The following is a 13,111-nucleotide window of genomic DNA, read 5'->3' as shown; positions in this document are numbered from 1 at the left end:
TCAGTAATCAAAGGCGCGTGCCGTGTTGGCCGAGATCGCCTCGGCCATGGCGTCCTCGCCGATCCCCCGCATCTCGGCCATCGCCCGCAATGTGACCGGAATGAGATACGGCGCGTTAGGCCGTCCGCGGTAGGGAGCGGGCGTGAGGAAGGGCGCGTCGGTCTCCACGAGGACGAGTTCGAGCGGGGCGACCGCCAGCGCGTCCCGCAGCCCCTGCGCGTTCTTGAACGTCACATTGCCCGCGAAGGACATGAAGTACCCGTGCTCCGCGCAGACTTGGGCCATCGCCGCGTCACCCGAGTAGCAGTGGAAGACGGTGCGTTCCGGAGCCCCCTCCTCCTTCAGGATCCGCAGCACATCCTCGTGCGCCTCGCGATCGTGGATGACCAGAGCCTTGCCGTGCCGCTTGGCGATCTCGATGTGGGCGCGGAAGGACCGCTCCTGGGCGGCCTTGCCCTCGGGCCCGGTGCGGAAGTAGTCGAGCCCGGTCTCGCCCACGCCCTTGACCTGCGCCAGCGCCGCCATCCTGTCGATCTCGGCGAGCGCGGTGTCCAGCGCGGCGTCGCCGCCCGCCTCGCGCGCGCCCTGCCGGGACCAGCCGTCGGGATCGCCGTGCACGATGCGCGGCGCCTCGTTGGGATGCAGGGCGACGGTGGCGTGCACGCTCTCGTACGCGGCGGCCGTCTCCGCGGCCCAGCGCGAACCCGCCACGTCACAGCCCACCTGCACGACCGTCGTCACGCCGACCGCCGCGGCCTTGGCGAGCCCCTCGTCCACCGTCCCCGACTGCATGTCGAGGTGGGTGTGGGAGTCGGCGACCGCCACCCGAAGGGCTTCGGGCAGCGGCGGCGCGGCGTTCTTGGCATCGGCGTCTTTGGAAGTGGAAGGCATGCCCCGATCCTACGAAGGAGGCCTCAGCCCGACCTCACCAGACGTCGGCGTCAGCCCGCCTTGCGGTGGTGGAAGGGATGCAGCAGCGCCGACAGGTGCCAGTGGTGCTGCTTGGGCTCCCGGGGCCGCGCCTCCTCGGCCCCCGCCTCCTCCGCCACGACCGCCTTGGGGGTGTGGTGCCGCTGCATCAGATCGAGCACCGACGAGACCTGCCCGGCCCGCATGATCCGTACGACATGTCCGCCGCAGTTCAGGCATGTCGGCCGGGTCAGGGGCGACGGCACGTGCCGGCCGTCCGCCACGTACGTCACGAATTCCTTGCCCTTGCCGTCCACGTGATGCTCGATGTCGTACGACTGTTCCCAGCCGTGCCCGCACCTCATGCAGGCGAAGGCGTAGGACTCGTGAACGGTGTCTGTCGCGGTGGACGCCGTGGTGTGGTGACCCGTGTCGGCGATCTCACTCATGCCAGCTCCTCTTGTCCGCTGGACAAGCGCTGCCGGATCGGGCTTCCCCCGACCGGAAGCGTGGGGACGGGTGCGTCCCCTTTGACCAGTGGACGCCTTTCCCGGAGCGAGCGCATCAGACCTGTCGACAGTTGAAGCCGATTTGGCCTTTCCTTAGCCTTCAGGCCCGCTGCACGGCCCGCACTTTGCCTTTCACGATAGTCCTTTGCCGTCCGATGGGGCGGCCCGAGCCGCATTCTTTGCCGCGACAACCGCATCGAACACGTCGCGCTTGGGTAGCCCCGCATCGGCCGCGACGGCGGCGATCGCCTCCTTGCGTCGCTCCCCCGCCTCCTCGCGCACCCGCACCCTGCGCACCAGCTCATCCGGGCCCAGGTCACCGGGGCTTTTCTCCGGTGCGCCCTCGACGACGACGGTGATCTCACCGCGTACGCCGTCGGCCGCCCACTCGGCGAGTTCCTTCAGCGAACCGCGCTTGACCTCTTCGTACGTCTTGGTCAGCTCGCGGCAGACCGCGGCCCTGCGCTCGTCGCCGAACGCCTCGGCCATCGCGACGAGGGTGTCGTCGATACGGTGCGGTGCCTCGAAGTAGACGAGAGTGCGACGGTCGTCGGCCACCTCGCGCAGCCGCGAGAGCCGCTCGCCCGCCTTGCGCGGCAGGAAGCCCTCGAAGCAGAAGCGGTCCACCGGAAGCCCCGAGAGCGCGAGCGCGGTGAGCACGGCGGAGGGCCCCGGCACGGCCGTGACCCGGATGTCCTTCTCCACGGCGGCGGCGACGAGGCGGTACCCGGGGTCGGACACCGACGGCATCCCGGCATCCGTCACGAGCAGCACCCGCGCACCGCCGACCAGGGCCTCGACCAGATCGGGCGTGCGCGCGCTCTCGTTGCCCTCGAAGTACGAGACGACGCGCCCGCCCACCTGCACGCCGAGCGCCTGCGTGAGCCTGCGCAGCCGCCGGGTGTCCTCGGCGGCCACGACGTCGGCGGACTCCAACTCGGCCGCGAGCCGCGGCGGAGCGTCCGCGACATCGCCGATGGGCGTGCCCGCGAGGACGAGGGTCCCGGGAGAGGGGTTTCCGGGGGACGGGTTGTTGGGAGAATCTGCGCTTCCTGTCACGGTTCCATCCTCGCAGGGGCCGGGGCGCGGGACTCACACAGTCGGGTTCCCTACGATGGCGCGGTGACCAGTACCGCGTCTTCCCCGGACACCCGCCAGGGCCAGGCAGCCGAGGAGCAGCAGCCGTCGTGGCAGCACAGGCTGCGCCGCTTCGGTTATGTGGCGCGTCCCACCGAGCCCACCGCCGATGTCCGGGCCCGGCTCGTGCCCGCGTACACGGAGCCGAGCCCGCGCCTGTGGGCGTCGATCGGCATGCCGAAGCGTTACGCAGGTCAACTGGTCCGGTGGTCGGGCTGGATCGGCCCGCTGCTGATCACCCTCGTCGCGGGGCTCACCCGGTTCTGGAATCTCGGCAGCCCCAAGGCCGTGATATTCGACGAGACGTACTACGCCAAGGACGCCTGGGCGCTGATCCACCGGGGCTTCGAGGTCAACTGGCCCGAGAAGGTCAACGACACCGTCCTGCAGCAGGGATCGGGCATCACGGTCCCCACGGACGCCGCGTACGTGGTGCATCCGCCGGTCGGCAAGTACGTCATCGGCGTCGGCGAGTGGATGTTCGGTTTCGACCCCTTCGGCTGGCGCTTCATGACGGCGGTGCTCGGCACCCTGTCGGTCCTGATGCTGTGCCGGATCGGGCGGCGCCTCTTCCGCTCGACGTTCCTGGGCTGTCTGGCGGGCGCGCTGCTCGCGGTGGACGGGCTGCACTTCGTGATGAGCCGCACGGCGCTGCTCGACCAGGTCCTGATGTTCTTCGTGCTCGCCGCGTTCGGCTGCTTCCTCATCGACCGGGACAAGGCGCGGGAGCGGCTCGCGGCCGGGCTTCCGGCCGACGAGGACGGCCGGGTCCGCCCCGACGCGTACGTCGCCGAGACGCTGCGCCTGGGGTGGCGCCCGTGGCGCTGGGCGGCCGGTCTCTGCCTGGGGCTCGCTTTCGGGACCAAGTGGAACGGCCTGTACATCATGGTCTTCTTCTGCTTGATGACGGTCCTGTGGGACGTGGGCGCCCGCCGCGTCGCGGGCGCCGACCGTCCCTACCGCACGGTCCTGAAGCGGGACGTGTTCCCGGCGTTCGTCTCGACGGTGCCGGTCGCGATCGGTGTGTACGTCCTGTCCTGGCTCGGCTGGATCCTCTCCCCGACCGACGGCACGGGCGGCTACTACCGCAACTGGGCGGCCACGGACGGCAAGGGCGGCTCCTGGACGTTCCTGCCCGACTGGCTGCGCAGCCTGTGGCACTACGAACACGCGGTCTACGACTTCCACGTGGGGCTCTCCTCGCCGCACACCTACCAGTCGAACCCGTGGAGCTGGATCGTCGACGGCCGCCCCGTCTCGTACTTCTACGAGTCGCCGCTACCGGGCAAGGACGGCTGTCCCTCCGGCACCGCGGAGAAGTGCGCCCGCGAGGTTCTCGCGCTCGGCACCCCGATGCTGTGGTGGGCGGGCGCCTTCGCGCTGCTCTACGTGCTGTGGCGGTGGGTGTTCCGCAGGGACTGGCGTGCGGGCGCGATCGTGTGCGGGATCGCGGCGGGTTATCTGCCGTGGTTCATGTACCAGGAGCGGACGATCTTCTTCTTCTACGCGGTCGTCTTCGTGCCGTTCCTGTGTCTGGCCGTGGCGATGATGATCGGCGCGATTCTCGGTCCGCCCGGGTCCAGTGAGCGGCGGCGGGTCGTGGGGGCCGCGGCATCGGGCGTCCTGGTCCTGCTGATCCTGTGGAACTTCATCTGGTTCTGGCCCATTTACACCGGCCAGGCCATTCCGATCGATTCCTGGCGGGCCCGGATGCTCCTGGATACGTGGGTCTGATCCACGTGCGTGTAGTGCACACCTTGGACACCTTCGGATAACGGCAGCCTCGTACGTCCCCCTCGCCACTTATCGTTGCCGGCGAGCAACCTTCCCGAATTCATTCGGGAAGGCTCCTGGGGAGGGGACGCGGCATGCACAAAGGGGTAAAGATCACTCTGGTCGGTGGAGTGTTCGCCGTCATGGTCGGGGGCGCGGGGTACGGCGCGTACAACTTGGTGAACGGCGTGACGGGAGGCGGCGGTCCGTCGGCGTCCGGGCCCGAGACGGTGAAGACGGGGCCGCCGACGAGCGGCGAGATCGCCGATACGACGGAGAAGTTCTTCGCCGCGTGGGCCAAGGGCGACGCCGAGCAGGCCTCTCGCTACACGAACAACGCGGAAGTGGCCTCGCGGGTCCTGACCGGCTACCGCGAGGACGCCCACCTGACGAAGGTGAAGCTCACGCCGGGCAGGGCCACCGGCACGACCGTGCCGTTCTCGGTCGAGGCCACGGTGTCGTACAAGGGGAAGACCGAGCCCTTCGCGTACGACTCCGAACTGACCGTCGTCCGCGGCAAGACCTCCGGCAGTGCGCTCGTCGACTGGTACCCCTCGGTCGTCCACCCGGACCTGAAGAGGGACGACACCCTGGCCACCGGCGAGGCCGCAGCGCCCCCCATCGAGGCCGTCGACCGGCACGGTCAGGTCCTGGACAAGAAGGGCTACCCCTCGCTCGGCCCGGTCCTCGACCAACTGCGGGCGAAGTACGGCGACAAGGCGGGCGGCACACCCGGCGTCGAGCTCTACGTCCAGCACGCGGACGAGGCCGCGGGCACCGAGACGCTCCTCACGCTCGCCAAGGGCAAGGCGGGCAAGCTGAAGACGACGCTGAGCGCGCCCGCGCAGCGAGCCGCGGAGAAGGCGGTGGCGCAGCACGCGAACTCCTCGGTGGTCGCCGTGCAGCCGAGCTCCGGCGAGGTCCTCGCGGTCGCCAACCACCGGCAGGACGAGTTCAACGCGGCGTTCCAGGGCAAGCTGGCCCCCGGATCCACGATGAAGATCGTCTCGGCGGCGATGCTCATCGACAAGGGCGTGACGAAGGCGAGCGGCCCCGCCCCCTGTCCGGACTCCGCGGTCTGGCAGGGCCGGCGCATAGACAATCTCCCGGGCCTCGCACCCAACGAGAGCGCGACCCTGGCGGACAGCTTCGCGCGGTCCTGCAACACCGCGTTCGTGAAGCTGGTCGACGAGGACGGCATCACGGACGAGTCCCTCACGGAGGAGGCGCAGAACGGCTTCGGCCTCGGCCTCGACTGGAAGGTCGGCATCCCCACGCAGGACGGCACCGTCCCCGCCACCGCGGGCGGCGAGCGCGCCGAGGCCATCATCGGCCAGGGCAAGGTGCAGATGAACCCGCTCAACATGGCGTCGGTCACGGCGACCGCGATGACGGGGGCCTTTCGGCAGCCGGTCATCGTGGACCCGGGCCTCGACGACCGTCAGCTGGCCCAGGCACGCGGCCTGCCCGCGTCCACGGTGCAGCAGCTGCGCCAGATGATGAACCGCACGGCGGTCAGCGGCACCGGCGCCCGCGCCATGTCCGGGCTCAGCGGCAGCATCGGCGCGAAGACGGGATCGGCGGAGGTCTACGGCCAGGAGAAGCCCAACAGCTGGTTCACCGGATACCGCGGAGACGTGGCGGTCGCGGCGGTGGCCCAGGAGGGCGGGCACGGAGGGGATACGGCCGGCCCTATCGTGGCGGCGGTGCTTGCCGCAGGCAGTTGAGGTGATTGGTCGGGGGCTTCATGAAAGCCCCCTAGTGTTGGGCCTTCCGGTGCAGGGCTTGGGGGCTCTGTGGTCTGGGATCTGCGGAGGGTCAGTGGGCAAGCGAGGGCGCGTCAGCGAGCGCAAGGGCATCAAGAACATCACGGGCAGACCGGGCACTTCGGGTGCTCCGGGGGCTTCAGGCATCCCGGGTGCTCCGGGGGCCTCAGGCACCCCGGGTGCTCCGGGCGCGAAGAGCGCCAAGGTGCACCCCGGTGTGCTCGGCGGCGCTGCCGCCGTGGTGGTGTGCGGCGTGGGCATCGCCGCGTACAGCCTGATGGGCGGCTCGTCCGACGACGGTGGACCGACGGTCGACGAGAAGCCGGTGGCCGCCGGCCCGCCGACGGCCGCCGAGGTCCGTGCCACCACGCAGGACTTCCTCGCCGCCTGGGAGAAGGGCGACGTGGCCAAGGCCGCGGCGCTCACGGACGACAGCTCGGCGGCGAAGACCGCCCTCACCGCGTACGCCAAGGACTCCCACCTCACGCAGGTGAAGCTGGCGCCGGGCAAGCGGGCGGGCGCGCAGGTGCCGTTCTCGGTCACGTCCACGGTCTCGTACGAGGGAAAGAGCAAGCCCTTCGCGTACGAATCCGAGCTCACCGTGGTGCGAAGGAAGCACGACGGCAAGACGCTCGTCGGCTGGCAGCCCTCGGTCGTCCACCCGGACCTGAAGGACGGCGACCGCCTGGTCACCGGTGAGGCCGGGGATCCGCCGATCAAGGCGGTGGACCGGGACGGCGGCGAACTGACAGCGGCGAAGTACCCCTCGCTGGGCACGGTGTTGGACAGCCTGCGCGAGAAGTACGGCGACAAGGCGGGCGGCAAGGCGGGCGTGGAGCTGCGCGTCGTACGCAAGGACAGCGCGAAGGACGCCGAGAAGTCGGCGACGCCGAAGGACGACGCGAAGGCGACGCCCGACAAGACGCTGCTCACGCTCTCCCCCGGCACTCCCGGCACCCTGAAGACCACCTTCGACGCCTCGCTCCAGGCGACGGCGGAGAAGGAGACCGCCAAGCGCAAGCAGGCTTCGGTCGTCCTGGTGAAGCCGAGCACGGGCGAGATCCTGGCGGCGGCCAACTCGAACCCGACCGGCTTCAACATCGCGTTCCAGGGCTCGCTGGCCCCCGGTTCGACGATGAAGGTCGTCACGTCGTCGTTGCTCCTGGAGAAGAAGCTCGCGGGAGTGGACAAGAAGCACCCCTGCCCGAAGTACGTGACGTACGGCGGCTGGAAGTTCCAGAACGACGACAAGTTCGAGATCAAGGACGGCACGTTCCGCGCGAGCTTCGCCCGCTCCTGCAACACGGCCTTCATCAGCCAGGCCAAGAAGCTTCAGGACGACTCCCTGACCAAGCAGGCGCAGGAGGTCTTCGGCCTCGGCCGCGACAACTGGTCGATCGGTGTCCCGTCCTTCGACGGCGCGATCCCCGTCCAGAGCGACGCGCAGATGGGCGCCTCTCTGATCGGCCAGGGCGGGGTCCGCATGAGCCCGCTGAACATGGCGTCGGTGGCGTCGACGGTGAAGTCGGGCACGTTCAAGCAGCCGTATCTGGTCTCCCCGGACCTCGACAAGCGCACGCTCGCGACGGCGCCCCGCAAGATGTCGGGCGCGACGGCTTCGGCCCTGCGTGACCTGATGCACTACACGGCGGTGGCGGGAACGGCCGTGAAGCCGATGTCGGGCCTCGGCTCCGACATGGGCGCGAAGACGGGCTCCGCGGAGGTCGACGGCCAGAAGAAGCCCAACGGCTGGTTCACGGCGTACCGCGGTGATCTGGCGGCGGGAGCGGTGGTGCAGGAGGGCGGCCACGGCGGGGACTCGGCGGGGCCGCTGGTGCGGGCGATGTTCCTGGCGGACAAGTAGCCGGTCATGTCCGGGGGCCCGCCCGTCCGCTATACGGATACACGGTCGCGTGCCCGGTACACGGACCGCTAGCGTGCCGGGCATGAGCGCTACAGATTCCCCCGCCCACCCCCGTTTCGCCGCGGCCCTGACCGAACTGGGCCTCGCTGACCTGGTCAGCGAGGTCCGCCGCTTCCCGGAGGCGACACGGACCGCCCAGGAGGCCGCCGCGGCCATCGGCTGTGAGCTGAGCCAGATCTGCAAGTCACTGATCTTCGCGGCGGACGGCGTCCCGGTCCTGGTCCTGATGGACGGCGCCTCACGGGTCGACCTGGAGCTCGTGCGGTGGGAGCTGTGCGCGGCGAAGGTGACGCGCGCGAAGGCGGACGTCGTCCGGGAGACCACGGGTTACGCGATCGGCGGCGTACCGCCCTTCGGCCACGCGACGAAGACCCGGGTCCTGGCGGACCGCTCCCTCCTCGACCACGAGGTGGTGTGGGCGGCGGCGGGCACCCCGTACGCGGTCTTCCCCATGACGCCCAAGGACCTGATCAACCACGCGAACGGCACCCTGGTGGACGTGCGCGAGCTCGCCAAGTGACGCCGCTTGTCGCGTCGGCGGTACTGCTGGCCGCCGTGACGCACGCGAGCTGGAACGCGATCGCGCACCACATCACGGACAAGCTGGTCGGCTTCACGCTCATCTCCGGTGGCGGGCTGCTGATCGGGCTGCTCATAGCCCCCTTCGCGGCGATACCGGCGGCCGGGGCATGGCCGTACCTGGCGATCTCCGCACTCATCCACGTCGGCTACTACGCCCTGCTCATGAAGTCGTTCAAGCTCGGCGACTTCGGCCAGGCGTACCCGATCGCGCGCGGCACGGCACCGCTGGTGGTGACGGTGCTCGCCGCGGTCTTCGCGGGCGAAGTGCCCGACGGCTGGCAGGCGGCAGGCGTCGCGGTGTCGTGCGCAGGCCTGACGGGGTTGGCGCTCTGGGGCATACGAGGATCAGGCCGACGCCCCGACTGGGCGGCGATAGGCGCGGCGCTCGCCACGGGCGTCTCGATCGCGGCGTACACGGTGGTGGACGGCCTCGGCGTCCGCGCCTCCGGCTCCTCGATGGGCTACATCGCCTGGCTGATGATCCTGGAGGGCCTGGCCATCCCGCTGTACGCGGCGTACCGCTGGCGCGGCGAACTGGTGGGCAGATTGCGCCCGTTCGCGACGGTGGGCCTGCTGGGGGCGGCCCTCTCCGTGGCGGCGTACGGCCTGGTCCTGTGGGCCCAGACGAAGGCGGAGCTGGCCCCCATCTCGGCACTCCGGGAGTCCTCGATCATCGTCGGCGCGGGAATCGGTGCGGTGTTCTTCAAGGAGAAGTTCGGGGCGCCGAGGCTGGTGGCTGCGGGTCTGATGGTGGCGGGGATTGGGCTGATGCTGCACGCGGGGTGAGAGTGGGTGAGGCGGCCTCAGCCCTGCGCCGCGTACGAGAGGAAGCTCCGCCAAGTCCCGGTGGTGAGGGCGAGTTGAGGTCCGTGCTGCACTTTGGAGTCCCGCACGTGCACTGTGTCGGGACGTTTGGCGACCTCTACGCAGTCGCCCTGGCTGCCGCTGCTGTAGCTGGACTTACGCCAGGAGAGGGCCACCTCGACGCAGTCATCACCCTGCGAGCCGCTGTAACTGCTCTTGAACCAGGCCAGCTCGGACGTGTTCATAGCTACAGCTCTGCCGTCGCGTACGACAGGAAGCTCCGCCACGTTCCGGCGGCGACGGCGAGTTGAGGCCCGTCCTGCGCCTTGGAGTCCCGCACGTGCACTGTCTCGGGGCACGCGGCAACCTCGACGCAGTCGCCCTCACTGCCGCTGCTGTAGCTGGACTTGCGCCAGGAGAGAGCCACCTCGACGCAGTCGCCGGAACCGCTGCTGCTGTAACTGCTCTTGAACCACTTCAGCCCAGTGGCACTCATACCGCTCCTCGCAATCGCTGCAACAAGGCCCGGGAGTCACCCAAGGAGTGGGCCTGTGAGCGCATCCTGGCATACCGCATCTGGAGTGTGCTGACTGCGTTGGGGCTCGGGACGAACTGACCGGTCTCCTGCCCCTCAAGGTAGCCGAACCACTTGTTTTCCGGAGTCTCCAGGAGCTGCATGGGACCGTGCAGGCCAGCGTGATGCTCTTGAACTTGTGGCATCACCTGCACCTCTACGTTCCGCAGCTTCGCCAGCTCCAGAACATGGTCGATCAATTCCCGCGTGACCTCCGCCCCGCCCGTCCGTCGTAGCAATAGGTGCTCCTCCAGGATGAAGCTGAACGCTGTGTTCGGCCGCTCCCTCAAGAGCCGTTGCCGTTCCGCCCTGGCCACCCACTGATCCTCGATCTGGTCGTCGCCCAGCGGTGGCAGTTGGTCCACGAACAGCGTGCGCGCGTATGCTTCCGTCTGCAATAGCCCCGGGATCAGGCGGCACTCGTACGTGCACAGACTCACCGCCTTCGCCTCCAGCCGAGCCCACTGCCGAAACCAACTGGCCAACCCCGGCTGCCGCGAAAGATGCCGCGCCGCACCCCGCAGCGCGCCAAACGCATCCAGGGCCTCCTCCGCCCGCTCAACGAAGTCCGACTGAGGAAAGCGGCGGCCCTGCTCGATCTTGGCGACCGTCTGGACCGAGTACGGCACCAGCTCGGCGAACTCCTCCTGGGTCAGGCCCGCCCTCCTCCGGAAGGCCTTGAAGACCTCGCCGAACGTCCGCAGACTGTCCGACACCTCCGGCTCACTGCAGCCCGGCGACCCGCCCGCACCGTCCGTCATACGAGGACACCTCCCGTACGCCCGCCCCGCGTCACACTCCGAACCCGCCCATGGTTACGGTCAGTTGCCAGCCCTGTCCACTCTCCGTACTAGTACTCTGACGCAGAGTGCTAGTCGCTGACCTGGCGTGCAGAGCTCGCAGGCGGCCACTTTGGGGCCATGAAGCCCACTTCAGCTCCTCAAGTGCCGGTCACCGTGCGTGTGTTCGGCCAGCGGTTCAGCTCCACGCCGCGAGGCGCCCGCCTCGCCCGCCACCTCACCCTGCACCGGCTCAACGCCTGGGACATCCCGTACGACTCCGAGGCCTCGGACACCGCTGCACTGCTCGTGGCCGAACTCGCCGCCAACGCCGTGACGCACGGCCGAGTTCCAGGACGGGACTTCGAGCTGCGGCTCAGCCTCGACACACGCACCCTCCGCATCGACGTGTCGGACGCGCGCGGCGAGCGTCGCCCGGAGGGCCCCGGCGCAATCGGCACCCTGCCCCCGCAGGCAGAGAGCGGCCGGGGCCTCCTCCTCGTCGAGGCGCTTGCCGACCGGTGGGCGGTACTCGGCCGCCTGCCCATCGGCAAAACGGTCCGCGCCGAGCTGGACCTGGCAGATCGCCTACGCGACCGATACCCGGAAGCCGACCACTAGGCGAAGTGCAGCCGCAGCCGACAGGACACTGCTCCCTCGATGACGGCCAGGCCCACTCGGATGTGACACCGCCGAACACGCCTCCCCCTGCTCCAGCAACGTCACAGCGACAGCCCCTTGAGCGCCCGCACAAGCGCCTGCGCCCTCGAATCCGCCGTAACTCCCTTGTTCATCCCGTTGGTTACGTACCCGAAGCCGATCCCCGACTCCGGATCCGCGAAGCCCAGTGCACCCCCGCGCCCGGGGTGGCCGAAGGAGCCGTGGCCCAGGAGCGGGGACGACCCGCCGTGCAACATGTAGCCGAGGCCGAAGCGGGTGTGGACTACGAGGACGCGGTCGGGGCCCGAGGATGCTTCGGTGCGGGCGGCGGACAACGTCTCCCGGGTGAACAGCCGGGCGCCGCCGTCCACTTCACCGATCAGCGAGGCGTAGAACCGCGCAAGTGACGAGGCCGTCGCGATGCCGTTGGACGCGGGGAGGACAGCCGCCCGGTACGCCGGGTCGTTCTCGTCCGGCGTCGGGGTGATTGCCCCGAAGGCGCGTTGGGTGAGGGAGTCGGGGTCGGCGTACGCCTCGGCGACGTTCCGCCGGGGCCGGGTCTTGAGGCCACCCGGGGGCTCAGGGGGAGAGATGCGCCCGATGCGGCCCACTCGCCCCGCCTCCTCCTCCGGGAGTCCGATCCACAGGTCGAGGCCGAGCGGACCGGCGATCTCCGCGGCCACGAATTCCCCGAGGGAGCGGCCCGTCAGGCGCCGCACCAGCTCACCGGTGAGCCAGCTGTACGTCTGCGCGTGGTAACCGTGGTCTTTGCCCGGCTCCCAGAACGGGGCCTGCGCCGCGACCACCGCCGCGGCGGCGTCGGGGTCCGCCGCCTCGGCGGGCGTCAGCGGACGGTCGAGGGCGGGCACGCCCGCTCGGTGCGCCAGCAGGTCCCGGACCAGTGTCCGCTCCTTGCCCTCCGTCTTGAACTCCGGCCAGTAGGAGCCCACGGGTGCGTCAAGGTCCAACTCGCCGCGCTGGTGGAGGAGGAGCAGGACCGAGGCGGCCACTCCCTTCGTGGCCGAGCGGACGATCTGGGCGGTGCCGTGCTCCCAGGCCCCGCCCCCGTCGACGTCCTTCGTGCCACCCCACAGATCCACGACCCTGCGACCGTCGTGAAAGACGGTGACGGCGGCGCCCGCTTCCCCTCGCTCAGCAAAGTTGCGAATGAAAGCATCGCGTACCGGCTCAAATCCGGCAGCCACTCCGCCCTGTACGGCACCCCCCGCCCTCGCCTCTGTGCTCGCGTCCACATCGACCTCCACCCCGTCGCTCATAGCAAGGAGAACAGTCCCACTCCGCCACCGATTCCCCACCGATCACCCCGAGGGCCCTTCGAAACAAAACCGAAACGGAACTCCGCCCTCATCCCTGGCGCCCATCCGACGCTTCCCTCACTCTGAGCTCAACCAGTAACCTCTTAGGCCAGTAGGCAGGGTGCACAAAGGTTGCGGGGGGCAATTCATGGGGGGCAATCGGCCGGCGGATTGGCATGTCCTTGACTTGGACAAGGACCCGACACCCGGAGATCCGGACCGGGTTCGGAACCTTGCCAAGAACCTGCATGACTTCGCCGACGACGTGTCGAAGGTCCTCCGTGACATCAAGGGGATGGCGGGCGAGGACGCGATCCTCACCTGGGCGGGCAAGACCGCGGAATCCTTCACGGCGGAGTTCGAGGACGCGCCGGGCAA

Annotated in this window: 14 protein-coding genes; 7 read left to right on the top strand and 7 right to left on the bottom strand. The window is 69.5% G+C overall.

The genetic code is table 11. The annotated features are described in order from the left end of the window. From ACZ5WE_RS33550 to rsmI, 3 genes are all read right to left on the bottom strand, one after another. Nucleotides 1–891 carry a TatD family hydrolase gene (locus ACZ5WE_RS33550; protein WP_467689466.1) on the bottom strand — a complete coding sequence of 297 codons (891 nt, stop codon included), beginning with the start codon at nt 889–891 and terminating at the stop codon, nt 1–3. A gap of 50 nt (nt 892–941) precedes the next feature. Continuing rightward, a complete protein-coding gene (locus tag ACZ5WE_RS33545; RefSeq protein WP_467689467.1) occupies nt 942–1,358 on the bottom strand; it encodes a hypothetical protein in 417 nt (138 codons plus the stop codon). 192 nt (nt 1,359–1,550) lie between these two features. After that, nucleotides 1,551–2,477, bottom strand: a complete 927-nt coding sequence (rsmI, locus tag ACZ5WE_RS33540; protein ID WP_467689469.1) for a 16S rRNA (cytidine(1402)-2'-O)-methyltransferase — start codon at nt 2,475–2,477, stop codon at nt 1,551–1,553. A gap of 63 nt (nt 2,478–2,540) precedes the next feature. On the opposite strand from rsmI, the gene ACZ5WE_RS33535 reads away from it, so the two are divergent. The 5 genes from ACZ5WE_RS33535 (at nt 2,541) to ACZ5WE_RS33515 (ending at nt 9,386) form a co-directional block, all read left to right on the top strand. Further along, nucleotides 2,541–4,289 carry a dolichyl-phosphate-mannose--protein mannosyltransferase gene (locus ACZ5WE_RS33535; protein WP_467689470.1) on the top strand — a complete coding sequence of 583 codons (1,749 nt, stop codon included), beginning with the start codon at nt 2,541–2,543 and terminating at the stop codon, nt 4,287–4,289. A 134-nt stretch (nt 4,290–4,423) separates the two neighbouring features. Then, nucleotides 4,424–6,055 carry a penicillin-binding transpeptidase domain-containing protein gene (locus tag ACZ5WE_RS33530; RefSeq protein WP_467689471.1) on the top strand — a complete coding sequence of 544 codons (1,632 nt, stop codon included), beginning with the start codon at nt 4,424–4,426 and terminating at the stop codon, nt 6,053–6,055. A gap of 316 nt (nt 6,056–6,371) precedes the next feature. Next, on the top strand, nt 6,372–7,958 hold the full coding sequence (locus ACZ5WE_RS33525) for a penicillin-binding transpeptidase domain-containing protein (protein ID WP_467689812.1): 1,587 nt from the start codon (nt 6,372–6,374) through the stop codon (nt 7,956–7,958). Between the two features lie 82 nt (nt 7,959–8,040). Further along, a complete protein-coding gene (locus tag ACZ5WE_RS33520; RefSeq protein ID WP_467689473.1) occupies nt 8,041–8,538 on the top strand; it encodes a YbaK/EbsC family protein in 498 nt (165 codons plus the stop codon). Next, nucleotides 8,535–9,386 carry an EamA family transporter gene (locus ACZ5WE_RS33515; RefSeq protein ID WP_467689475.1) on the top strand — a complete coding sequence of 284 codons (852 nt, stop codon included), beginning with the start codon at nt 8,535–8,537 and terminating at the stop codon, nt 9,384–9,386. The genes ACZ5WE_RS33520 and ACZ5WE_RS33515 overlap by 4 nt, the downstream gene beginning before the upstream one ends. Before the next feature lie 17 nt (nt 9,387–9,403). Here ACZ5WE_RS33515 and ACZ5WE_RS33510 read toward each other — a convergent pair whose 3' ends face one another. From ACZ5WE_RS33510 to ACZ5WE_RS33500, 3 genes are read right to left on the bottom strand one after another with little or no spacing between them, the layout of a single operon-like run. Beyond that, a complete protein-coding gene (locus ACZ5WE_RS33510; RefSeq protein ID WP_467689476.1) occupies nt 9,404–9,649 on the bottom strand; it encodes a DUF397 domain-containing protein in 246 nt (81 codons plus the stop codon). Between the two features lie 2 nt (nt 9,650–9,651). Beyond that, entirely contained in the window at nt 9,652–9,900 is a 249-nt protein-coding gene (locus ACZ5WE_RS33505) for a DUF397 domain-containing protein (RefSeq protein ID WP_467689478.1), read from the bottom strand. Next, on the bottom strand, nt 9,897–10,739 hold the full coding sequence (locus ACZ5WE_RS33500; protein ID WP_467689479.1) for a helix-turn-helix domain-containing protein: 843 nt from the start codon (nt 10,737–10,739) through the stop codon (nt 9,897–9,899). Before ACZ5WE_RS33500 ends, ACZ5WE_RS33505 begins: the two co-directional genes overlap by 4 nt. A gap of 159 nt (nt 10,740–10,898) precedes the next feature. Here ACZ5WE_RS33500 and ACZ5WE_RS33495 point away from each other — a divergent pair, with 159 nt between their 5' ends. Next, nucleotides 10,899–11,378 carry an ATP-binding protein gene (locus ACZ5WE_RS33495; protein ID WP_467689481.1) on the top strand — a complete coding sequence of 160 codons (480 nt, stop codon included), beginning with the start codon at nt 10,899–10,901 and terminating at the stop codon, nt 11,376–11,378. A 101-nt stretch (nt 11,379–11,479) separates the two neighbouring features. Here the strand turns inward: ACZ5WE_RS33495 and ACZ5WE_RS33490 are convergent, their stop codons facing one another. Continuing rightward, entirely contained in the window at nt 11,480–12,694 is a 1,215-nt protein-coding gene (locus tag ACZ5WE_RS33490; protein ID WP_467689483.1) for a serine hydrolase domain-containing protein, read from the bottom strand. Between the two features lie 187 nt (nt 12,695–12,881). On the opposite strand from ACZ5WE_RS33490, the gene ACZ5WE_RS33485 reads away from it, so the two are divergent. Beyond that, nucleotides 12,882–13,111 (top strand): WXG100 family type VII secretion target (locus ACZ5WE_RS33485; protein WP_469157313.1); only part of this gene is annotated, 230 nt, incomplete at its 3' end.

Source organism: Streptomyces sp. NPDC033180 (genome assembly GCF_055577645.1).
The sequence above is the reverse complement of the archived record's forward strand: the minus strand, read 5'-3'. Positions and strand labels throughout refer to the sequence as shown.